The organism is Pseudomonas sp. LARHCG127 (assembly GCF_052871455.1).
The window spans coordinates 335,328-356,721 of the sequence record NZ_JBIXJT010000006.1 but is presented as its reverse complement, the minus strand read 5'-3'; the positions used below and the strand labels follow the sequence as shown (position 1 = coordinate 356,721).

The following is a 21,394-nucleotide window of genomic DNA, read 5'->3' as shown; positions in this document are numbered from 1 at the left end:
CGGAGGGTCAGTTTGCGATGATGTCGGATACCCACAAGGTCTTGCACGACCCTGTGGCGGGGGGGGGGGTGGCCCCCGGGGGGCCCCGCCCGCCCCCACAAAAACAAGCCGGGCGCCCCCCCCCCCCCTGGCCCCCCCCCCCCCCCCACAACCACCCCCCCCCCCCCCCCCCCACCCCCCCGCCCCCACCCCCCCCCCCCACAAAAGCTACCCAGCCATCACGCCACGGATTGATCAACGGTAAACCCTGTGGGAGCGAGCCTGCTCGCGATGGCGGTGGGTGAGTGAGTGGAGGTGTTGAGTGTGCCCAACCTCCGCTATCCTGAGCCTCACGCCCACCCGTCGAGGCTGTCCATGCTTGAAGTCCGCCAAGTGTTCAAAAGCTACCCCACGCCCCAAGGCCCGTTGCCGGTGCTGCAGGGCGTCGACCTGACCCTGATGCCCGGCAGCAGCCTGGCGCTGATGGGGGAATCTGGCAGCGGCAAGAGTACCCTGCTGCATTTGGTTGCCGGGCTGGACAAGGTCGATCGCGGGAGCATTCGCAGTGGCGAATATCGACTCGACGGCATGAGTGAAAGCCAGCTGGCGAATTGGCGGCGCACGGAAATTGGCTTGGTTTTCCAGCAGTTCAACCTCATCAGCAGCTTGTCGGTGGAGGACAACCTGGCGTTCCAGGCCCGCTTGTGCGGTCGCTATGACGCGGCCTGGCAAGCCCATCTGGTGCAGCGGCTCGGGCTTTCAGGGTTGCTGCGGCGTTACCCCGAGCAGCTTTCCGGCGGCCAGCAGCAACGGGTGGCGCTGGGGCGGGCGCTGGCTTCTCGACCGCCCTTGTTGCTGGCTGACGAACCCACCGGCAGCCTCGACGAAGCCACCAGTGACGAAGTGCTGCAACTGTTGCTGGAACTGCTGGAGGGCAGCCCCACCAGCCTGTTGATGGTGACCCACAGTCCCCGGGTAGCGGCTCGCCTGGCCCAACGCGTGGTATTGCATGGCGGACGGTTGGCGCAGGTGGCCCAGGGGTGATGATTTTTCGCCAGGCCCTCAAGGCCCTGCTCAGCCATTGGCGCCAGCACCCGGTGCAGTTCTTCAGCGTGTTGACTGGCCTCTGGCTCGCCACCAGTCTGCTCACCGGCGTGCAAGCGCTGAACAGTCAGGCCCGGGACAGCTACGCCCGGGCCAGCCAACTGATCGGCGGCGAACCCCAGTCCAGCCTCACTGCACCCGGCGGCGGCACCTTCCCTCAGCAATGGTTTGTCGATTTGCGGCGCCAGGGCTGGCCGGTGTCGCCGGTGTTGCAGGCCCGGGTGGTGCTCAAGGGTCACGAGGACCAGCGTCTGCAACTGATGGGCATCGACCCGGTGTCGCTGCCGCCCGGTGCGGCGTTGGCGGGACAGGCGCGGGAGATGAGCGAGGTGGTGGAGTTCTTTACCAGTCCCGGTCGTACCTGGATCGCCCCGCAGACTTTGCAGGCCCTGGGGCTGGGTGAGGGCGACCAGCCCCAAACCGTCGATGGACGACCCCTGCCGCCGCTGCATGTCCAAGTGGACATGGCGCCGGGCGTGCTGTTGATGGACATCGGGTTTGCCCAAGCGGTGCTCGGAATGCCGGACCAGCTGTCGCGGCTGCTGTTGCCCGCGACGTTCAGCGCCGCGCTGCCGGAGGCGTTCGGCGATCGACTGCAATTCAAGCGCGCCGATGAAGAAAACAACCTCTCGCGCCTGACCGAAAGTTTCCACCTGAACCTCGACGCCCTGGGCTTTTTATCCTTTGTGGTGGGGCTGTTCATCGTTCACGCGGCCATCGGCCTGGCTCTGGAACAGCGCCGCAGCCTGTTGCGAACCCTGCGGGCCTGTGGCGTCAGTGCGCGGGTACTGGTCACCAGCCTGGCGATGGAACTGGGCGGGTTGGCCTTGCTCGGTGGAATCGCCGGGGTGCTCAGCGGCTATTGGCTGGCGAGCCTGTTATTGCCCGATGTCGCGGCGAGCCTGCGGGGCTTGTACGGTGCTGAAGTGGCCGGGCACTTGAACCTCAGCCCGGCGTGGTGGCTCAGCGGGGTCGGCCTGAGCTTGCTTGGCGCGCTGCTGGCCGGCGCCGACAGCCTGTTGCGGGCGGCGCGCCTGCCCTTGCTGGCGCTGGCCAATCCCCAAGCCTGGCATCAAGCCCATGGGCGCTGGCTGCGACGCCAGGGTTGGGTGGCGACGGTGGCGGCGTTGATTGCCGCATCGGCGTTGGTCTGGGGCGACAGCCTGGCCAGCGGTTTTGTCCTGATGACCGCCTTGTTGCTGGGCGCGGCACTGGCCTTGCCGGTGTTGCTCAGCGGCGTGCTGACGTGGTTGTTGCGCCGCAGCCGCTCGGTGCTCGGGCAATGGTTTCTCGCCGATTGCCGCCAACAATTGCCGACCCTGAGCCTGGCGCTGATGGCCCTGCTGTTGGCATTGGCGGCGAACATCGGCGCCGGCAGCATGACCGCCGGCTTTCGCCAGACGTTCAGCAACTGGCTCGAACAACGGCTGAGCGCCGAGTTGTACATCAACCCGCAAACCCCGGCCCAGGCCGAAGAGCTGCATACCTGGCTCAAGCAGCAACCGGCGATTATTGCCGTTGTGCCCCTCTGGCAAGTCTCGCTCCCGTTGCAGGGCTGGCCGACGGATATCCATGGCATCCTCGACCACCCTCACTATCGCCAGCATTGGCCGCTGCTGGAATCGTCCGGCGACAAGCCGTGGGAGCAGTTGGCCGCCGCCGACACCCTCATGCTCAGCGAACAACTGGCCCGACGCCTCAAGGTGAGGATCGGCGATCAGTTGGCCTTGCCGACGCCGCAGGGACCTTGGGCACTGCGCATCGTCGGTGTCTACGCCGATTACGGCAATCCCAAGGGCCATGTGCTTGTCAACGTCGAGCACTTGCTGGCGCACTGGCCGAACCTGACGCCGAACCGTTTCAACCTGCGCATCGAGCCGTCCGCGATCCCGGCGCTAGTGACGGCATTGCAGGGCCGGTTCGGCCTGGATGACAGCCGCATCGTCGACCAGGCCCGGCTCAAGGGCTGGTCGACCCAGGTGTTCGAACGCACCTTCGCCGCCACCGCCGCCCTCAACAGCCTGACCCTGGCGGTAGCCGGGGTGGCGTTGTTCATCAGCCTGCTGACCCAGAGCCAGAGTCGTCTCGGCCAGTTGGCGCCGCTGTGGGCGCTGGGGGTGACGCGTCGGCAATTGATGTTGCTCAACCTCGGCCAGACCTGGCTACTGGCGCTGTTGACCCTGGTCCTGGCCTTGCCGCTGGGCATTGCCCTGGCCTGGTGCCTGGACGCGGTGATCAATGTGCAGGCTTTCGGCTGGCGCCTGCCGTTGCGGGTGTTTCCATTGCAGTTGGCGCAGTTGCTGGCCCTGGCGATGCTCGCCACGCTCCTGGCATCGGCCTGGCCGCTGTATGCGTTGTACCGCACGCAGCCGGCGGATTTGCTGAGGAGCTTTGCCCATGAAAATTAAAGCCGGCCTGTTGCTGCTGGCGTTGCTCAGCGGTTGTGAGGACTCGGCGCCGGCGCAAAAGGGCTTCGCCGGCCTCGGTGACCAGGCTGTCGCGTTCACGCCGGTCGTGCCTGGGCGGGTGTTCAGTTTCCCGGCCGACCACGGTATTCATGAAGGTTTTCGCATCGAGTGGTGGTACGTCACCGCCAACCTCAAGGATGCCCAAGGCCGGGAATTCGGCGTGCAATGGACGCTGTTTCGCAGCGCGTTGAATGCCGCACCCCAAGCCAGCGGCTGGCGCAACCAGACGATCTGGCTCGGTCATGCGGCGGTCACTTCCGACAGCGTGCACCATGCCGCCGAGCGTTATGCGCGAGGTGGGGTGGGGCAGGCCGGGGTAAAGGTGGCCCCCTTCGAGGCCTGGATCGACGACTGGCAATTCGGCACCCAGGCTTCAGCGGCCGAGCCGTTGGCAGACATGCAATTGAAGGCTCGGGACCGACGCTTCAGCTATGCCTTGCGGCTGACGTCGAACCGTCCGTTGGTGTTGCAGGGCGATCAAGGTTTCAGCCAGAAATCCGAACAGGGCCAGGCGTCGTACTACTACAGCCAGCCGTTTTTCCAGGCCAATGGTGAACTGGAAATCGACGGCCAGCGCTACACGGTCAGCGGCCCGGCCTGGCTCGATCGCGAATGGAGCAGCCAGCCCCTGACCGCCAACCAGACCGGCTGGGACTGGTTCTCCCTGCACCTGGACAATGGCGAGCACCTGATGCTCTATCGCATGCGCCACAAGCACGGCGCGCCTTACCTCACGGGCACCTGGATCGATGCCCAGGGCCGGGCGCAAACCCTGCGCGCCGAGGAGATCAGTCTCGTGCCATTGGACACGGCCAAGGTCTCCGGGCGCTCGATGCCGGTACGCTGGGCCATCAAGATCCCCGGCAAACAACTCGACATCATCACCCAGGCACTCAATCCCAAGGCCTGGATGGACTTGCGCATTCCCTATTGGGAAGGCCCGGTACGGCTGAGTGGCAACCAGGGCGGCACGGGTTACCTGGAAATGACCGGCTACTGAAAATCACTGGAACTCCCCGCGAACACCGACCCTCATAACCTATGAATGTCTCGCAGGAGTCCGTCATGGGCGATGACCTCAAGCTTCCGTCGCTGGCCGATTGGCAGCGACTGTTCGACGACCAGGCCTACCGGCAGCAGTCCCCCGATGCTCATTTCACTGAGTTGAGGCAGGTGGCCGATGACCTGTTCGGCCGCGGCGCCATCGATCTGGCACGCTGGCAGGATTTGCAGACCCAGGCCAAGCAACTGCACCTTCGCTCTCCGGATGCCAATGTCGCCGAAGAAGTCGCCGACCCCGATGCCTGAATCCCGAACGACCCCAGGAGTTCACCATGAACCACAGCCCCGATCAAACCCGGCCCAACCCGGACGCGCCAGCATTGCCCGGCGAAGTGGAACGCGATAACGATGCCTTGCGGCCAAATGACCCGGCCAAGCGCAAACAGCAACACGGTGACCCTGATGCGGGGGACACTGATGCGCAAAAAACCGGACGGCGTGGATGAAGTGCGTCATGCCGGCGGGTATTAAAAAAGAGTTTTTAATGGCTGTTTAAATTTTTGCCGATAACTTTTGTGTACTTGTCCATGTTTTGTATAACTGTTTGTGCAGCCAGCGCATAAGCCGCCTACAAACACCGGGGCGTGGTCGTTTCTCCCCGTGGGTATGCGAAGCAGCCCCAAAAGCGGCCGCTGCGCGCCCGAGCGGGAGCAAGCTCCCTCGCCACAGGTTTGGGGGCTAGCCCTCAGACTTGGCTGTACGAACAAGTGAAGTAATGATCAATCGTCAGCAGTTACGATCAAAGATAAACAATTATTTAAACAGTCTCCCGGACATAGTCTGAAAGTTCCATTATTATTGTCCCCGTTCGCCCAGTGTCAGGCTCTTTACCAGTGCATGGATTGCCGAGGCCGTCGCACTGGGCGAACACCGTCCTGAATTAATGACTTTCAATTATTTGTTTGCCAACTGGCCAACAGCGTTGGCCGATGCGTGAGCGGCTATCTCTGATTCAACCGACGGTGGGTGCACGCCAGTCATCCGACCCCGAGGTACCGCTGACTTCATGGGTCCAGGTGATCTTGCGATACGTGAAGTGCACGTCTTCCAGATGGGTGAAATGTGCGTTCTCTGGGGCCTGGCAGTTGAGCATGTAGTCCTTGATATCGACGATGATCGCGTCCTCCAACTTAGTGGTGTAGTAATGCTCCTGAGTGCCGGCGGCCGAAGTGCGGTACCACTGGATCGTGACGTCGGTCAGGCGTTCGCCGCTCGTCAGGGCTGCCAGCAGCAGTGGTGATGCTTTGTCGAAGACCTTGGTGATGATCAGCGGTTTGTGTATGCGCTGACCGGTTGGCTGACCGGACTGAGGGTCGCGAGGAATTGTCACTTGGTGCTCGAAAGCCTGCACCATGACCTGGTCTTCATGGCCCTCTTGATAGGTGTTGCCCACTGAGTCGGCGGTAAACGCACCGGCAGTGATCAGACCTTGTTTGGTGCCTGTAACGGACATGTACGCGGGGGTAGCCAAGGGATGCTCTCCTTCCTGGATAACGATAGAGCCTGGGACGGAAATCGCCCCGAGGTGGCCTGACGGTTATCAAGAGCTGTGCCATCTTCAAAAAAATCATAGATATCAATAGGTTGATTTGGATCTTGGTGCTTATTTCCTCCCGGACGGCCACAAAGTGCACAAACCCTTGCCCGGCGCATGACAGAGCCTCGCGGCCCACCCGGACACCGCGCCACCCGGGCAGAACCGCCCAGGATGGCGCGCCACGCTGCACGCCCCCCAGGCAACTTCTTGCCGTTTTATCCTTCGGCGTATTCCTACACGCCCAATGCAGCCCTGCACTCGTCGATAGAGCGCTGTTGCGTCTGGGCATACAGCCCCAACTCGTCGATGGTCCCTCGCCCCAGCGCCGCCTCGAAGGCCTGGCGGTTGGACTGCCCGGCGTAATGGCTCTGGGCGGCGTCGCCGAGGTTCGACTGGAAGATGCCAGCGGCGCTGACGGGCAGGAAGTCTTCGTACACCAAGGGCTCGGCCCGCAGGTATTGCTGTTCGAGCAAGTGTTCCAGGGAGGTCGCTGCCTCGAGGGTGCCCTTGGCGGCGAGGCCCTTGGGCGTCGGGACATAACGGAAATACGCCAATGCCTGTTGGCGCAGCTCATCGTGGTTATCCGGGAATGCAGCGAAGTGTTCGGTCATCAGCGAGTTGTAGCGCCCGGCATTGGCTTCGTTGGGGAATTCCCCCAGCGCATCGCGTGCGCCGTTGAGCAATTGGTCATAGAGTGCACGGCCCTTGGGCGTGAGCGCGGCGCCGCGTTGTTCGATTTCGCCGAAGCGGGCGCTATGACTGCCTTGGGGCTGGGTCCGGGTCTGGGGCTGGTCGGTGAAGGCAACGGGCTCATCGAGCGCCTTGAAACTGGTCTGGCGCAGCAGGATCGGGCATTGGCGACGGGGTGGGCCTTCAATCACGGCCTTGGGGGTGATGCCATGCACGGGCATCCGCGCCTGGACAATGTCGATGTCCAGGGTGCGCGGCGTCAGGTGATTGATGTGCGGGCCCTTGAACGCCACCACGTCGGCGATCAGGCGATGCTGGGCGCTCAGTTGCCGATATTGTTCGGCAGTGACGGTGGCGCTGTGGTGCCAGCGAAAGGTTTCCAGGGCCTGTAGGACAAAGTCCTCGGCTTGGGTTTCGCTCAGGCCGCCCTGGCGTTCGGCCAGGTCAATGAGCTCAAGAGCGCCAGCGGTGAAGATTTGCCGTTTGGCCAACACCGATTCGGCAAAGGCCCGAAACTCGGCATTCTCGATCAGTTCCAGGCGCAGCAGCGAGGTAAACACCCGGAACGGGCTGACCTGCAAGGCGCTTTCATGCACGGCGCGAAACGCGGTGGAATGCACCGGTACACCGGCTGGCGTGAGGTCGTAGTAGCCCACCGGCTGCATGCCCATGACCGCGAACAGTCGCCCCAGGGTCGCCAGCTCGGCGGCGGTGCCGACGCGGATCGCGCCGTGGCGTTCCAGGTCCAGGCGCTCGAGTTCGCCAGTGTTGCGCAGGTGGGCGGCCAGTTCCGGCTGTTCGGTCAGGACCTGGGCGTTGGTGTGTTCCACCAGCTCCATCAGTGCGCCATACAACGGCACCTCGTCGCGGTACATGTCGGACATCGCTTTGGAGAAGCGTTGACGGATCAGGTCGGGGCTGACGAAGCTCATCGTGAGAATTCCTGGCGAGGGCTGTGGGAAAGTTGGACGAAAGATCGCAGCCTTCGCCGGTCCCGGCAAACGAAGAATCTTCAGGACTTCATTCTGCCAGGGACTGACCCACCGGTTCACCACGGGGCGTTGCTTGCATCATGATCACTGCCCCAATCCCTTGAGAAAGTCACGGTACAGCGCCGCGGTTTTCCCCGGTTGTTCGATCATGGGCAGGTGGCCGATCCCGTCCCAGATTTCCACACGCAAGTCCGCGATGCCCTTGCTCCATACGGGTACGCTGCTGACGTCGATCACCCGGTCCTGGCGACCCCAGAGCAGCAGCGAAGGGGCACGAATGGCGGCCAAGTGGGGCTCCATTGGCGGGCTGGCGCGAAAGTCGGTGTAGATCTCCGCCAGTTCTTCGCGCTGCTGTACATAACGCTCGGCCACCGCGGCCATGACCATGCCCGGCACCCAGGGCGGCGAGGCCATGGTCATTGCGTAGAACGGCATGAATTCCTCCCGCGAATGCACGAGGGACGGGTTACGACCGGCGGCCAGTTGGCGGTCCATGTCACTGGGTTGGGGGGAGGTGACGCCGGCCGGATTGAGCAGCGCCAGGGTCAGCACACGTTCAGGCGAAGTGGCCGCCAGCCACGCGGCGAGATGCCCACCCATGGAATTGCCGATCACGTGGACCTTGTCCAGGCCGCAGGCGTCGAGCAACTCGATCACCCGCCGGGCCTGGGTCGGGATGTCGTAGCCGCCGCCGGCCTTGAAGCCGGTTTCGCCATGGCCGGGGAGGTCGGGGATCACCACTCGGTAATCACCGACAAAGTGTCGGGCAACCCGCAGCCAGAGGTTCTTGTCGCCGCTGTAGCCGTGCAGCATCAGGATGCTCGCCGATGCTTCATAAGGCCCGCCCTGCCAGGTCGACACGGTCATCTCGCTGATGGGCACGGTGATTTTGCGCAACCGGTAAAGGCGTGCTTCCAAGGCCATGCTCATGTCGTAGATCACATGGCCGATGCCGGGATAGGTCAACCAACTCCAGGCGATAAGTACAGCAATAACCACGAACAACACCAGCATGTTTTGCCCTCCATGGGCTGCGACAGAATGTAATCAAACGGATCAGGCGGTGTTCAGTGAAGCTTAACCCAGGAACATCGTTGCCCAGGAACCCTGCTTTGCGAGGCGTCACGGATTTCCTTGTCATATATAGCCAAAATCCGAGCAGAGCCCCCGCATTTTGCCGAAGAAAAATACCCCTGCATTCAGTGGTGGCTATTTGATGCCGCCCTGATAGACTCCAGGCAAGCCCATCCCGATGATTCGGGAAACCCGCGGTGCAGAGGCGTCTATGCAAAAGACGGGAAAAAAGGGACTGTCGTTGGCCAGGAGGCTCTACGTATCGCGCATCCTGGGCCTGACGCTGGGGTTGCTGCTGGTCAGCGCCGCGCTCTATCCCCTCGATCCGCCGCCCTGGGTCTGGGGCTTCATGCTGTTCAACGGCCTGCTCTGGCCGCACCTGTCCTATGGGTGGGCTCGCCGATGCGCGGTGCCGTACCACGCCGAACACCGCAACTTGTTGATCGATGCCTTTCTCGGCGGGTTCTGGGTCGTGGCGATGCAATTCAACCCGCTGCCCACGGCCGTCACGCTGGCGATGATGGCGATGAACAACGTCGCCATCGGTGGTCTGCGTTTCCTGCTCGTCGGGGTTGTGGCCCAAGTGGCGGGCATCGCCGTGGGTACGGTGATCTTCCCGCTGACCGGCGTGCCCATGACCAGTCCGGCACAGATCTACGCTTGTCTGCCGCTGCTGTGCCTGTATCCGATGGCACTGGGCTGGATCTGTTTTCGCCAGGCCTACACCCTGGGGCGACAGAAACGTGAATTGCTGGCCCTGAGTCGTACCGACAGCCTGACCGGGTTGCTCAACCATGGCGCCTGGAAAGACCGCCTCAACGAGGAGTTCCAGCGTTGCGGGCGCCATCCAGCGGACGGGACCACCCATGGCGCGATTGCGCTGATCGACATCGACCATTTCAAAGCCATCAATGACACCTACGGCCACGGCGCCGGCGACGTCGTGCTGCGCCGACTCGGCAAGCTGCTCAGGCAGAACCTGCGCGCCGCCGACATTGTCGGGCGTTATGGTGGCGACGAGTTTTGCGTGGTCTTGCCGGACCTGACCCTGCATAACGCTGTGCAGGCGATGGATGGTTTGCGAGAGCGCTTCGCGACCCTCGGCTACGAGCAGGATCCGGCGCTTAAAGTGAGCCTGAGTATTGGCCTGGCGGCGTTCAACCCGGCGTATGGCGACGCTACCCTCTGGCTCAACGATGCAGACCAGGCGTTGTACGAAGCCAAGACCAGCGGGCGCAACCGGGTCACCTGCCACCGACATCGGCAGGTGCTGGAAGCATCGGTTGTTTCCCTCTGAGATGGCCACCTGCTGTCTAGAGCCTTGCCCCGTTGTCAGGTAGGGTGCCCATGGCACTCTCTCGATACGGAACAAGGATGAAATCATGACGATGACCGCTGTTCGCTCCCGTCTGGCCGTCAGCCTCGGCCTGAGCCTGGCCCTTGGCGCCTTCACCCCCATGGCCTTCGCGCAACCCCATCAACAAATCCTGACCGATGCGCAGCAGTACCAGGGCGAGGCCCTGAAGCTGCTGGAGCGGCTGGTGAATATCGACTCCGGCTCCGGCTATGTGCCGGGGCTGACCCAGGTCGGTGACATTGCCATCGACGAACTGAAGCAGTTGGGCGCCACCATCGAAAAGGTGCCGAATTCCGACGGTAGCCAGCACATCCTGGCGACCCTCAAGGGCACCGGTAAAGCAAAAATCCTGCTCATGGCCCATATGGACACGGTGTTCAAAGAGGGCTCGGCCGCCGAACGCCCGTTCCACATCAAGGATGGCCGCGCCTACGGACCGGGGGTGATGGATGACAAGGGCGGCATCGTCGCCGGGATCTACGCCTTGAAAGTGCTCAAGAACCTCGATTTCAAGAATTACGCGCAAATCACCTTCCTGCTCGACGCCAGCGAGGAAACCGGCTCGGATGTGGCCACCGACCTGATCAAGAAAACCGCCAAGGCCCACGACGTGACCCTCAACCTCGAGCCGGGTCGCCCGGCCGACGGCCTGGTGGTGTGGCGCAAGGGCAGTGCCACGGCGCTGGTGGAGGTCAAAGGCAAGGCGTCCCACGCCGGTGTCGCGCCGGAACTGGGGCGCAATGCGGCGATGGAAGCTGCGCACCAGATTCTGCAACTGGGCAAGCTCGGCGACGCGGAAAAGAAAACCACCATCAACTTCACGGTGCTCAAGGCCGGTGACCGGACCAACGTGATCCCCGACCAGGCGAGCGCCAAGGCCGATGTGCGGGCGGCGGTGCCGGAAGAATTCGACCGTATCGAAAAAGACCTGGCCCGTGTTTCACAGGACAAGTTGATCGCCGATACCGAAGTCACCACCAGCCTCAAGCGCGGCCTGCCACCGATGCCGCAGACGGCGGAGTCGGACCGATTGATGGCCATGGCCCAGGGCATCTATGGCGAACTGGGGCGCAAACTCACCGAAGAAGGCAGCGGCGGCGCGGCGGACGCCAGTCTGTCAGCCGGGGTCGGTACGCCGACGCTGGATGGGTTTGGCATCGTCGGTGGCAATATCCACACGCCGGAGGAATACGCCGAAGTCGAGAGCGTGGTGCCAAGGATTTATCTGTTGTCGCGGATGATCATGGAGTTGGCGGGGCGGTAACAGGCCGCTCGTTCAGTCATGACACACATGCCCTTGTGGCGAGGGAGCTTGCTCCCGCTGGACTGCGCAGCAGGCCCAAGCTTTTGGTTAGACACAAAATGCTTGGGGCCGCTTCGCGACCCAGCGGGAGCAAGCTCCCTCGCCACGGGGTGATGCGCTATGTCGACGGGCGCGCTTCGACGTTGTCCAGCGCTCGGTTTGCCAGCTGTCCACTCAATTCGATCAATTGCTGGATGCCCAGGGCAATGTGGCGCCTTGAGCCTTCCAGGTCGAAGGCCAGGTCGCTGAGCATGGCGTTGGCCGAGGCCAGGTTTTCGCTGAGGTTGGCGAGCAGGGTTTCGGTGTCGACACCGTTGGCGACCGTGAAAAGTTGGCCTTCATCAGCCTCGGGTTTGCTGGGTTTGGGCTTGAGGTAGTGGTCGAGGATGCGGTCGGCGGCTTTGTCGAACGCTTTGGAGTTGGCTGGATCGGTGTCCGGCGGGTTGGGTGTTGGTTTGAACATAGATGAAACTCCAGATAAGAAATTGGAGCCATCACTCTCGCTACCAAACGAAGGGTGGTGGCCATACGAAGGTTGGTAGACCGGTTACCTGGCAACCCGGCGCGTCCGAGAACGCCCTGCGCATGACCACCATAAAACAGAGGACGTAGAAGTCCCTTGCATCAGGATGCACGTGCGCCAGGAAACCGGGCTACCAAACCCGATCGCTGATTTGTCAGCGACCCGGAAACGATAAAGCCCTGGCCCCAAGGTGCACAAGCCGGCGGATTCTGGCGTAGTTGTAGGCAATGGCGCAAGGTGAGGTCGTTCGGTCTTACGCCGAGATTAATGCGATAAACATAAAGCTTTTGTGGCGAGGGAGCTTGCTCCCGCTGGACTGCGTAGCAGGCCCAAGTTTTTTGGTTTGATACAAAATGCTTGGGGCCGCTTCGCGACCCAGCGGGAGCAAGCTCCCTCGCCACAAGAGCGGGTAGGCGTTTGATGGCGTCGTTGCTAGTAAACCCAAACCTCCACCCGCCGATTCCTGACCCGTCCTTCATCCTCGCTGTTGGCCGCCACCGGCATCAACGCCCCGAACCCTCGCACTTCCCGCAGCGCCACGCCGTATTTGACCAGTTCCCGTCGCACCGCCATGGCCCGCAGTTTGGACAACAGGTCGGCCCGGGCCGGGTCGTCCTTGGCGTCGCCAAAGCCCACCAGGGTCACGCGTCGGTCGGCTTTGCCATGCTGCTTTATATAGTCGAGCACGCGCCCCAGGTCCTGGTGGGCCTTGTTGTCCAGGCTGGCGCTGCCTTCTTCGAAGCGAAAATTCACGGTCAAGCGTTGGGCATGGCGGCTCAGGGCCTGGTAGCCCTCGGGCATCAGTGCATTCGGTGCGACGGCCATGGCTTGGACGGTCTGGGCGATGAAACCGTTGGCCGCGACGATGGCCTGGCCTTTGTCGCTTTGGGTAAACGCCACCAATGCTTCGGCCCAGGGGTTGGTGCCCCAGGGTGGCAGATAGAAGAACAGGCGCCGGGAAAGCGGGTAGTCCTCGGTGGCGATCAGGTGGTTGAGCGGCAGCATGGGCTGGGATGCGCCGTCGACAATGGCCAGCGCCTTGGCCTGGCGCACGTAGGGCAAACCGATGAAACCGATGCCTTGCGGGTCCTGGCTGACCGCGTCGGACAGCTGTTCGCTGGACTCGAAGCGTCGCGCTGTAGGATCCAGCCGTTTTCCCTGTCGGCTAAGGACCAGTTCCTTGAAGGTGTCGTAGGTGCCGGACTGCTCATCCCGGGCGTACAGATGAATCGGCCCGCCCGTGCCGCCGACGGCGTCCCAGGTTTTTGCCTCGCCGCTGAATATTCGTGCCAGCTGTACGGTATCGAGTTGGCGCAGTGGGTTGTGGGGATGAAGGATGATCGCCAGGCCATCGATGGCGATGACTTGTTCGGCGGCAGGACTTTTCAGGTCGCCCAGGGACGACAAGTCCTTCAGTTCGCTGTCCTTGATCGGCCGGGAGGATGCCGCCAGGTCGGTGCTGGCCTGTTTGAGGGCAGCAAAGCCGGTGCTGGAGCCGTGGGCCGCGATATCGACCTGTACCCGTCGGCCATCGGCGGTCTGGCCGACGATGCGCTGCTCATTGTCGCGCCCTGTGATTTCGCTGCTGACCCTGAGCAGCCCCTGGTCCTCCATCAATCCTCTGACCAGCGCCGGCCCCAGCGCTGCGCCGATGGTATTGGAACCCTGCAGGCGCAAGGCTGGGCCGTGTTCGGGAATGGGCAAATTGCCGGCCCATGCCACGAACGGCAGCCAGAGGCCCATGAAAAAGACAACACACAGCCGCATGCCGGCACCTGCTGAACCCGAGGAAGTGCCGGAAGATTAAGTCGGTCAGGTTACTGAAAGGTGACAGGGGTGCGACGGGGCACCGAAGTCCAATGTGGGAGCGAGCTTGCTCGCGATGACGGCGGCACATTCAGGATCTATGTGACAGTTAGACCGCTATCGCGAGCAAGCTCGCTCCCACAGGGGGTATTTGGATGCTTCGGACTTAGCCCAACTGCAACCAGATCGGCGCATGGTCCGACGGTTTTTCCATGCCCCGCAACTCATAGTCCACGCCGGCATCCTTGACCCGTGGCAGCAGGCCGTGGGAGGTGAGGATCAGGTCGATGCGCAGGCCACGCTTGGGTTCGTCCTCGAAACCGCGGCTGCGGTAGTCGAACCAGCTGAAGCGGTCGGTGACGTCCGGGTTCAGGTGGCGGAAGCTGTCCACCAGGCCCCAGTTCTTCAGGCGGGCCATCCATTCGCGCTCTTCCGGCAGGAAGCTGCATTTGCCGGTCTTCAGCCAGCGCTTCATGTTGTCCGGGCCGATGCCGATGTCGCAGTCTTCCGGGGAAATGTTCACGTCACCCATTACCACCACCGGCTGGTCGTTGCTGAAGCGGCTTTCCAGCAGATGCTGCAGATCGTTGTAGAAGCGTTCCTTGGCCGGGAATTTGGTCGGGTGGTCGCGGCTTTCACCCTGTGGGAAATAACCGTTCATGATGGTCACCGGCACGCCGTTGGCATCGGCGAAGGTGCCCCAGATGAAGCGCCGCTGGGCGTCTTCGTCGTCACCTTCGAAGCCTTTGTACAGGCTCAGCGGTGCCTGGCGGGAGAGCAGGGCGACGCCGTAGTGGCCTTTTTGCCCGTGGTAATGCACGTGGTAGCCCAGGGCCTGCACTTCGGCCAGGGGGAACTGTTCGTCGTGGACCTTGGTTTCCTGCAGCCCGATCACATCCGGCTGGTGCTTCTCGATCAGCGCCGCCAGCTGATGGGGGCGGGCGCGCAGCCCGTTGATGTTGAAGGAGACGATCTTCATGGTCGGCTGTCCTGGCAAAACTGCGATGCTAGCTGACATGTGGGAAGGGAGCCAGCGTGGCAGTAGGACAAATGCGCTGCTAATGTCCTTTGCATGTAGGAACGATCACGACCCTATCGAGTTCGTACTCAATAAGAGCAGGGCCTTACCGAGCCTCGCCCCAGGAGATCCAACGCCATGCCTGAAACCGCCATCGCCGACGTCCATATGCTCGACAGTGGTTATTCACGTGAAGCCCGTTCGTTGCTGTACCAGGCCTATCGCCATGAGCCGACCTTCAGCTACCTGTTCGAATCCGAGCGTCCCGGTTATGAACAGCGGGTACGGGCCACGGTGCGTGAGCTGGTCAAGCAGCATTTTCTCCAGGACCTGCCGGCCGTCGGCCTGCTGGTCAACGACCGCCTGATCGGCATTGCCCTGATCGCCCCGCCGCAGCGGCGCCTGGGCATCACTGAAAGCTGGGCCTGGCGCCTGCGCATGGTCTTGAGCACTGGTTTTCGTTGCACAAGGCGCTACTTGGACTATCACGCAGCGGTGCTGGCCTGCCTGCCGTCCGATGCGGTCCATGTACTGCCGCTGCTGGGGGTGCACCCACAGTTCCAGGGCAAGCATTTCGGCGAACAGTTGCTCACGGCGGTGCATAACTGGTGTGCGGTGGACGAACATTCCCGGGGCGTGGTGCTGGACACCGGCAACCCGCGTTACCTGGAGTTTTATAAACGCCAGGGTTACGAGGAAATCGGGGAAGTGGCGGTAGGACCGATCCGCGAGCATGTGTTCTTCCACGCCAACCCGCAGGTTCTGCAAAGCGCAACGGCATAGTCGGGCGAACTTTTAGGAAATGTCCGGCTCTATCAGGCACCTACGCTCGTGATAGCATCCGCGCCATGAACCGCTCAGGAAGAATGATCAGTGGCGCGCTCTTGCTGTCCCTCAGCTGCGCGGCCCTGGCAAAAAGTGAATTGGAAGTACGCGTCCAGCCGTCCAACGACGAACTCAAGGCCAACGTGGAAGGCTACGTTGGTGGCTTGGGTGATCGTGACGAGGAGGCCTTGCTGCGCTTCAGTCGCGGCGCCGAGGAACAGGCGCGCAAGGCCGCCCAGGCGCTGGGCTACTACCAGCCTCGGATCGACAGTGAGGTCAAGGGCGGCAAGGACCCGCGCCTGGTGCTGACCATCGATCCCGGCGAGCCGGTGCACTTGCGCAATGTCACTGTGCGCATCGATGGCCCGGCGGCTTCGCTCAAGGCGTTTCGCGTACCCGGCAACGCCGGCCTGAAACCCGGCGCGGTGCTCAACCATGGTCGTTACGAAGACGCCAAGCGGGTCATCCAGAACCAGGCCTCGCGCTATGGTTATTTCAGTGGGCGCTTTACCCAGCAGAAACTCCTGGTAGACCCTCAGGCGGGCCTCGCCGATATCGAGCTGGTCTATGACAGCGGCCCGCGTTATGCCTTGGGTCCGGTCAGCTTCGAGGGCGACACGCCGTTCGACGAAGACTTGCTGCAACGCATGGTGCCGTTCAAGGCCGGCACGGCGTACGATTCCGAACTCATCGCAGAACTCAACCAGGCCCTGCAATCGAGCGGTTATTTCGAAGGCGTGCGCGTCGATGCCGCGCCCACCGCTGCCACCGATAACGTGATTCCGGTGGCGGTCAAGCTCGACACGCGCAAGCCGCGCACCATGGGCCTGGGCCTGGGCTTTTCCACCGACGTCGGTCCCCGGGCCAAAGCCAACTGGACGCGTCACTGGGTCAACCCCCAGGGCCACAGTTATGGCTGGGAAGCGGAAGTGTCGGCGCCCCGGCAGAACGTCGGCCTGTGGTACGACGTGCCGCTGGACCCGCCGCTGACCGACAAGATGCGCTACGCCGGCGGTTATCAATATGAAGAACTGGCCGGCACCGACAGCCTCAGCAAACTGCTCACCGTGGGCCCAGAATGGCACAGCAAGTTGCCCAGCGGCTGGCAGCGGGTGGTGTCGCTCAAGTGGCAGCGCGAGGAGTACCGCCTCGGCGACGATGCGGGCCTGAGCACGTTGTTGATGCCCGGCGTGAGTTATTCCTACCTGCGCAGCGACAACCGCATCGACCCGCACAACGGCTACCGTCTGCAGTTCGACACCAAGGTCGCCAAGGAAGGCCTGGGTTCGGACAACAACCTGTTATACGGCACCGCCATGGTCAAGGGCCTGACCACCGTGTTCGACAAGCATCGGCTGCTGGCTCGGGCGCAGATCGGCGGGAGCGCCACCAATGGCTATAAATCCATTCCGCCGTCCCTGCGCTTCTTCGCCGGTGGCGACCAGAGCGTGCGCGGTTACGACTACCAGAGCCTGTCTCCGGAGAACTCCGAGGGCGACCGTATCGGTGGTCGCTACATGGTTGCCGGCAGCCTGGAGTATCAATATTCCATCGCGGAAAAATGGCGGGTGGCGACGTTCATCGACCAGGGCAACTCCTTTAATAGCCTGGAGCTGCCGAGCCTGAAGACCGGCGTGGGTGTCGGCGTGCGTTGGGTGTCGCCGGTGGGGCCGATCCGCCTCGACCTGGCCCATGCGATGGACGACGAGGGCGGCATTCGATTGCACTTTTCCATGGGGCCTGAGCTGTGACGCGTGGTTTGAAGAAAACGCTGCTGGCGCTCGCCGGGGTATTGCTGGCGGTCGTGCTGGCCTTGAGCGTGGCGCTGGGCACGGCCTTTGGCAGCCGCTGGGCCCTTGGCCTGGTGCCTGGGCTGAGCGTGGAGAATTTCCAGGGCCGGTTGGGCGGGCAGTGGAGCGCCGATCGGCTGCTGTGGCAGCAGGGCGACAGTCGGGTGGAGGTGGATCGGCTGATATTCGCCTGGTCGCCGCTGTGCCTGGTGCGCATGACCCTGTGCATCGAGCAACTCAAGGCCGACCAGATCGCGTTGCAATTGCCAGCCTCGGCCGATGAGCCAAGCAGCGGCCCGATCAGCTTGCCGGACCTGGACTTGCCGCTCGCGATCGAACTGGGCGATGTGCAAGTCGGCAGCCTGTCGTTCAACGGCAGCGAGCAGCTCAAGGGCTTGCAATTGGTTGCCCATTGGACCGCCGAGGGCCTGCAGATCGATTCGGTGCAATTACAGCGCGACGCGCTGGGTCTGCAGCTGTCCGGCTTGTTGAAGCCGGGCGGCGACTGGCCATTGAACGCCGAAGGCCGATTGACCTTGCCGGCGCCAGGTGCAGCGCCCTGGGCCCTGGACCTGAAAGTCGAGGGCAACCTGCTCAAGACCCTCAACCTCAAGGCCGACAGCAGCGGCTACCTGCAAGGCCAGTTGACCGGTGAGCTGCAACCGTTGGCGGACAACTTGCCGGCCAAGGTGCGCATCACCGCCGACGGCTTCAAGGCCAGCGGCGATCTGCCCGACACCTTGTTGCTCAACCAGCTGGAATTGACCGGCGCAGGCGATCTGAAAAACGGCTACCAACTGCTCGGCAAGGCGACCCTGCCGGCCGAGAAAGGACCGGTGGCGTTGCTGCTACAAGGCACCGTGGACGCCAATGGCGCACACATCGCCGGTTTGGACCTGGACGCCGGTGATCAGCAAAGCCTGAAGCTCAACGGGCGGCTGGACTGGCGCGAAGGCCTGGACGCCGAGGCGAAAGTCGCCTGGCTGGATTTCCCCTGGCATCGCCTTTATCCGCTGATCGACGAGCCGCAGGTGACCTTGCGCAGCTTCAACGGCGAAGTCTCATACACCGATGGTCAATACCTGGGTAACTTCCAAGCCGCCCTGGACGGACCGGCTGGAGCCTTCAGCCTGGACAGCCCCTTCAGCGGCGACCTGACGCAAATTCATCTGCCACAGCTCAAGCTCGCCGCGGGGCAGGGCAAGGCCGAAGGGCACCTGAGCCTGCAGTTTGCCGACGGCATTGCCTGGGACACGGCGCTGCAACTGTCGGCCATCAACCCGGCGTACTGGCTGGGCGAACTGCCCGGGACCCTGGCCGGGCCGTTGCGCAGCAAAGGGGCGATGAAGAACGACCGCCTCGACCTCGACGCGGACCTGGACCTCAAGGGCAAGCTGCGCGGCCAACCGGCGCAATTCCAGGCCAAGGCCAGCGGTGCCGGCGAGCAGTGGAACCTCAGCGCGCTGGATATCCGCCTGGGGGACAACCGCATCAACGGCAGCGCGAGCCTGCAACAGAAAATCACCGGCCAGATCGACATCAAGCTCTCGCGCCTGGCCCAGCTCTGGCCGCAACTGCGCGGCCAAGTGGTCGGCCGGGTCGACATGGCCGGCACGCTCAAGGCGCCCCAGGGCAAGCTCGGCCTGCAAGGCTCGCAGTTGGCGTTGCAGGACAATCGCCTGCAAAGCCTGAACCTGGATGCGACCCTCGACAGCGCCCAGCGCGGCAAGCTCGACCTCAAGGCCAGTGGCATCCGCGCCGGCGAAACGTCGTTAGGCGTGCTGACCGTCAGCGGGCAGGGCGACATCAAGCGGCAATCACTGAGCTTGGATTTGCAGGGGCCGCAGCTCGACACGGCCCTGGCACTCGACGGCGCCCTCGACCAGGGGAGTTGGCGCGGGCGCCTGGCCAGCGGCGAGGTGCAGGCCGGCGGTCAAGCCTGGCGCCTGCAAGCCCCGGCGAAACTCGAGCGCCTGGCCGATGGCACGCTCAACGTCGGCGCCCATTGCTGGCGTTCCGGTGAGGCCAGCCTGTGCGGTGAAGACCAACGGCTGATGCCGGAGCCAAAGCTGCGTTATCACCTCAAGCAATTCCCCATCGAAAGCCTGGCCCAGTGGATGCCCAAGGATTTTGCCTGGCAGGGCCGGCTCAACGCGGACCTGCAATTGGACCTGCCGGCCAGCGGCCCGAATGGCCGTATCCTGGTGGATGCCAGTGGCGGCACCTTGCGGATTCGGGATAAGGCGAGTGATAAGCCGCGATGGCTGGACTTCCCGTACCAGACCCTGACGCTCAACAGCCGCCTGACTCCCAAGCGCATCGACACCGACCTGAATTTCGTCGGTGCCAGGCTCGGCGAACTGATGCTCCAGGCGCAAATCAACCCGCTGCCGGCGAGCAAGCCCTTGAGCGGCTCATTCCGCCTCACTGGCCTGGACTTGTCCGTGGCCCGGCCGTTCTTACCGATGGTGGAAACCCTCACCGGTCACCTGAACGGCAGCGGGACGTTGTCCGGTGGTTTGCTCGCGCCCCAGGTCAACGGCAACCTGGTGCTCAGCGACGGTGAAGTCTCCGGGCCGGAGCTGCCGGTCAGCCTCGAAGCCTTGCAAGTGCGGGCGATGATCGCCGGCGAAACGGTACGGCTCGACGGCGACTGGAAAAGTGGCAAGCGCGGGCAGGGCAGCCTGACCGGGAACATCGGCTGGGGCGAGGCCCTGTCCATGAACCTGGCCCTCAAGGGCTCGCAACTGCCGGTCACCGTTGAGCCTTATGCGGTGCTCGACGTGGCACCGGACCTGAACATCACGATGCAGGGCGAGCAGCTTTCCATTGCCGGCAAGGTCCTGGTACCCAAAGGCGAGATCACTGTTCGCGAACTGCCACCGTCCACCGTCAAGGTCTCGGATGATACGGTGATCGTCGGCCACCAGACCGAAGAGGGCAAGGCGCCGCTGGCCATGGCGATGGACATCGACGTGATCGTCGGCCAGGACAAACTCGCATTCTCGGGTTTCGGCCTGACGGCCAACGTCCAGGGCCAGGTGCACATCGGCGACAACATGGACACTCGCGGTGAACTGTGGCTCAACGACGGCCGCTATCGTGCCTACGGGCAACGGCTGACGGTGCGCCGGGCACGGCTGCTGTTCGCCGGCCCCATCGACCAGCCCTACCTGGACATCGAAGCGATCCGCCAGACCGACGATGTGGTCGCCGGCATCCGCTTGAGCGGCAGCGCCGAGCAACCGACCACGCAAATCTTTTCCGAACCGGCCATGAGCCAGGAGCAGGCATTGTCCTACCTGGTGCTGGGCCGACCGCTGAGCACCACGGGCGAGGACAACAACATGCTCGCCCAGGCCGCCTTGGGCCTGGGGTTGATGGGCAGTTCGGGGGTGACCAGCAGCCTGGCCAATAACCTGGGCATCGATGATTTCCAGCTCGACACCCAGGGCAGCGGCAACACCACCAGCGTGGTCGCCAGCGGCAACCTCTCGGAAAAGCTCAGCCTGCGCTACGGCGTCGGTGTGTTCGAACCGGCCAACACCATCGCCCTGCGCTACAAGCTCAGCAAGAAGGTCTACCTCGAAGCCGCCAGCGGCGTCGCCAGCTCGCTGGATATCTTCTACAAGCGCGATTTCTAACTTCATCCCCAAGTCCCCCTGTGGGAGCGAGCTTGCTCGCGATAGCGGCATGACATTCAACCTCGTCGTTGATTGACACACCGCTATCGCGAGCGAGCTCGCTCCCACATTTGTTCGCCTACAGGTTTGTCTGCGTTTCGTCTGTTGGTGAATAGCACGCTAACGATTTGTTTGACATTTGCTGCCTAAGCAGTAATATTTCGACATACATTCACTGCCTAG

The 21,394-nt window shown here is 63.0% G+C and carries 16 protein-coding genes; 10 read left to right on the top strand and 6 right to left on the bottom strand.

Going from position 1 to position 21,394, the window contains the following annotated elements:
* The first annotated feature begins 354 nt into the window (after positions 1 to 354).
* The 5 genes from ACIPQ1_RS13370 (at position 355) to ACIPQ1_RS13350 (ending at position 5,059) form a co-directional block, all read left to right on the top strand.
* Positions 355 to 1,023 (top strand): ABC transporter ATP-binding protein, encoded by a 669-nt coding sequence (locus tag ACIPQ1_RS13370; protein ID WP_186708642.1) that lies wholly within the window; start codon positions 355 to 357, stop codon positions 1,021 to 1,023.
* Complete coding sequence (locus tag ACIPQ1_RS13365; RefSeq protein ID WP_446534275.1) at positions 1,023 to 3,491, top strand: FtsX-like permease family protein; 2,469 nt, start codon at positions 1,023 to 1,025, stop codon at positions 3,489 to 3,491. The genes ACIPQ1_RS13370 and ACIPQ1_RS13365 overlap by 1 nt, the downstream gene beginning before the upstream one ends.
* Entirely contained in the window at positions 3,481 to 4,551 is a 1,071-nt protein-coding gene (locus ACIPQ1_RS13360; RefSeq protein WP_411385070.1) for a lipocalin-like domain-containing protein, read from the top strand. The genes ACIPQ1_RS13365 and ACIPQ1_RS13360 overlap by 11 nt, the downstream gene beginning before the upstream one ends.
* A gap of 65 nt (positions 4,552 to 4,616) precedes the next feature.
* The gene (locus ACIPQ1_RS13355; RefSeq protein WP_250962236.1) at positions 4,617 to 4,859 is read left to right on the top strand and encodes a hypothetical protein; all 243 of its coding nucleotides are present in this window, start codon (positions 4,617 to 4,619) and stop codon (positions 4,857 to 4,859) included.
* A gap of 26 nt (positions 4,860 to 4,885) precedes the next feature.
* Positions 4,886 to 5,059: a hypothetical protein gene (locus ACIPQ1_RS13350; protein WP_186708648.1), complete on the top strand. Its 174-nt coding sequence runs from the start codon at positions 4,886 to 4,888 to the stop codon at positions 5,057 to 5,059.
* 506 nt (positions 5,060 to 5,565) lie between these two features.
* On the opposite strand, the gene ACIPQ1_RS13345 is transcribed toward ACIPQ1_RS13350, so the two are convergent.
* The 3 genes from ACIPQ1_RS13345 to ACIPQ1_RS13335 form a co-directional block, all read right to left on the bottom strand.
* Positions 5,566 to 6,084, bottom strand: coding sequence for an Hcp family type VI secretion system effector (locus ACIPQ1_RS13345; protein WP_411385069.1), 519 nt, complete (start codon positions 6,082 to 6,084; stop codon positions 5,566 to 5,568).
* Between the two features lie 299 nt (positions 6,085 to 6,383).
* Entirely contained in the window at positions 6,384 to 7,772 is a 1,389-nt protein-coding gene (hglS, locus tag ACIPQ1_RS13340) for a 2-oxoadipate dioxygenase/decarboxylase HglS (protein WP_446534268.1), read from the bottom strand.
* A gap of 144 nt (positions 7,773 to 7,916) precedes the next feature.
* A complete protein-coding gene (locus ACIPQ1_RS13335) occupies positions 7,917 to 8,846 on the bottom strand; it encodes an alpha/beta fold hydrolase (RefSeq protein WP_446534267.1) in 930 nt (309 codons plus the stop codon).
* 271 nt (positions 8,847 to 9,117) lie between these two features.
* On the opposite strand from ACIPQ1_RS13335, the gene ACIPQ1_RS13330 reads away from it, so the two are divergent.
* Positions 9,118 to 10,203, top strand: a complete 1,086-nt coding sequence (locus ACIPQ1_RS13330) for a diguanylate cyclase (protein ID WP_446534266.1) — start codon at positions 9,118 to 9,120, stop codon at positions 10,201 to 10,203.
* Between the two features lie 85 nt (positions 10,204 to 10,288).
* Positions 10,289 to 11,527 (top strand): M20/M25/M40 family metallo-hydrolase, encoded by a 1,239-nt coding sequence (locus ACIPQ1_RS13325; RefSeq protein ID WP_446534265.1) that lies wholly within the window; start codon positions 10,289 to 10,291, stop codon positions 11,525 to 11,527.
* 157 nt (positions 11,528 to 11,684) lie between these two features.
* On the opposite strand, the gene ACIPQ1_RS13320 is transcribed toward ACIPQ1_RS13325, so the two are convergent.
* The 3 genes from ACIPQ1_RS13320 to xthA all read right to left on the bottom strand — a co-directional run bounded on the left by ACIPQ1_RS13320 (position 11,685) and on the right by xthA (position 14,874).
* Positions 11,685 to 12,029, bottom strand: a complete 345-nt coding sequence (locus ACIPQ1_RS13320) for a DUF6124 family protein (RefSeq protein ID WP_446534264.1) — start codon at positions 12,027 to 12,029, stop codon at positions 11,685 to 11,687.
* Between the two features lie 492 nt (positions 12,030 to 12,521).
* Positions 12,522 to 13,856 (bottom strand): substrate-binding domain-containing protein, encoded by a 1,335-nt coding sequence (locus ACIPQ1_RS13315; RefSeq protein WP_446534263.1) that lies wholly within the window; start codon positions 13,854 to 13,856, stop codon positions 12,522 to 12,524.
* Positions 13,857 to 14,061: 205 nt separating this feature from the next.
* A complete protein-coding gene (xthA, locus tag ACIPQ1_RS13310) occupies positions 14,062 to 14,874 on the bottom strand; it encodes an exodeoxyribonuclease III (protein ID WP_434571067.1) in 813 nt (270 codons plus the stop codon).
* Positions 14,875 to 15,051: 177 nt separating this feature from the next.
* Here xthA and ACIPQ1_RS13305 point away from each other — a divergent pair, with 177 nt between their 5' ends.
* The 3 genes from ACIPQ1_RS13305 to ACIPQ1_RS13295 all read left to right on the top strand — a co-directional run bounded on the left by ACIPQ1_RS13305 (position 15,052) and on the right by ACIPQ1_RS13295 (position 21,172).
* Positions 15,052 to 15,696 (top strand): GNAT family N-acetyltransferase, encoded by a 645-nt coding sequence (locus tag ACIPQ1_RS13305; RefSeq protein ID WP_411385063.1) that lies wholly within the window; start codon positions 15,052 to 15,054, stop codon positions 15,694 to 15,696.
* Between the two features lie 65 nt (positions 15,697 to 15,761).
* A complete protein-coding gene (locus ACIPQ1_RS13300; RefSeq protein ID WP_446534262.1) occupies positions 15,762 to 17,489 on the top strand; it encodes an autotransporter assembly complex protein TamA in 1,728 nt (575 codons plus the stop codon).
* Positions 17,486 to 21,172 carry a translocation/assembly module TamB domain-containing protein gene (locus tag ACIPQ1_RS13295; RefSeq protein ID WP_446534261.1) on the top strand — a complete coding sequence of 1,229 codons (3,687 nt, stop codon included), beginning with the start codon at positions 17,486 to 17,488 and terminating at the stop codon, positions 21,170 to 21,172. Before ACIPQ1_RS13300 ends, ACIPQ1_RS13295 begins: the two co-directional genes overlap by 4 nt.
* Positions 21,173 to 21,394 lie beyond the last annotated feature (222 nt).

What these genes read in the sequence shown, in the direction of transcription:
- ACIPQ1_RS13300 (WP_446534262.1), top strand. Translation starts at nt 15,762, where the DNA reads ATGAACCGCTCAGGAAGAATGATCAGTGGCGCGCTCTTGCTGTCCCTC.
- ACIPQ1_RS13330 (WP_446534266.1), top strand. Translation starts at nt 9,118, where the DNA reads ATGCAAAAGACGGGAAAAAAGGGACTGTCGTTGGCCAGGAGGCTCTAC.
- ACIPQ1_RS13320 (WP_446534264.1), bottom strand. Translation starts at nt 12,029, where the DNA reads ATGTTCAAACCAACACCCAACCCGCCGGACACCGATCCAGCCAACTCC.
- ACIPQ1_RS13370 (WP_186708642.1), top strand. Translation starts at nt 355, where the DNA reads ATGCTTGAAGTCCGCCAAGTGTTCAAAAGCTACCCCACGCCCCAAGGC.
- ACIPQ1_RS13335 (WP_446534267.1), bottom strand. Translation starts at nt 8,846, where the DNA reads ATGCTGGTGTTGTTCGTGGTTATTGCTGTACTTATCGCCTGGAGTTGG.
- xthA (WP_434571067.1), bottom strand. Translation starts at nt 14,874, where the DNA reads ATGAAGATCGTCTCCTTCAACATCAACGGGCTGCGCGCCCGCCCCCAT.
- ACIPQ1_RS13350 (WP_186708648.1), top strand. Translation starts at nt 4,886, where the DNA reads ATGAACCACAGCCCCGATCAAACCCGGCCCAACCCGGACGCGCCAGCA.
- ACIPQ1_RS13315 (WP_446534263.1), bottom strand. Translation starts at nt 13,856, where the DNA reads ATGCGGCTGTGTGTTGTCTTTTTCATGGGCCTCTGGCTGCCGTTCGTG.
- hglS (WP_446534268.1), bottom strand. Translation starts at nt 7,772, where the DNA reads ATGAGCTTCGTCAGCCCCGACCTGATCCGTCAACGCTTCTCCAAAGCG.
- ACIPQ1_RS13305 (WP_411385063.1), top strand. Translation starts at nt 15,052, where the DNA reads ATGCCTGAAACCGCCATCGCCGACGTCCATATGCTCGACAGTGGTTAT.
- ACIPQ1_RS13360 (WP_411385070.1), top strand. Translation starts at nt 3,481, where the DNA reads ATGAAAATTAAAGCCGGCCTGTTGCTGCTGGCGTTGCTCAGCGGTTGT.
- ACIPQ1_RS13365 (WP_446534275.1), top strand. Translation starts at nt 1,023, where the DNA reads ATGATTTTTCGCCAGGCCCTCAAGGCCCTGCTCAGCCATTGGCGCCAG.
- ACIPQ1_RS13355 (WP_250962236.1), top strand. Translation starts at nt 4,617, where the DNA reads ATGGGCGATGACCTCAAGCTTCCGTCGCTGGCCGATTGGCAGCGACTG.
- ACIPQ1_RS13325 (WP_446534265.1), top strand. Translation starts at nt 10,289, where the DNA reads ATGACGATGACCGCTGTTCGCTCCCGTCTGGCCGTCAGCCTCGGCCTG.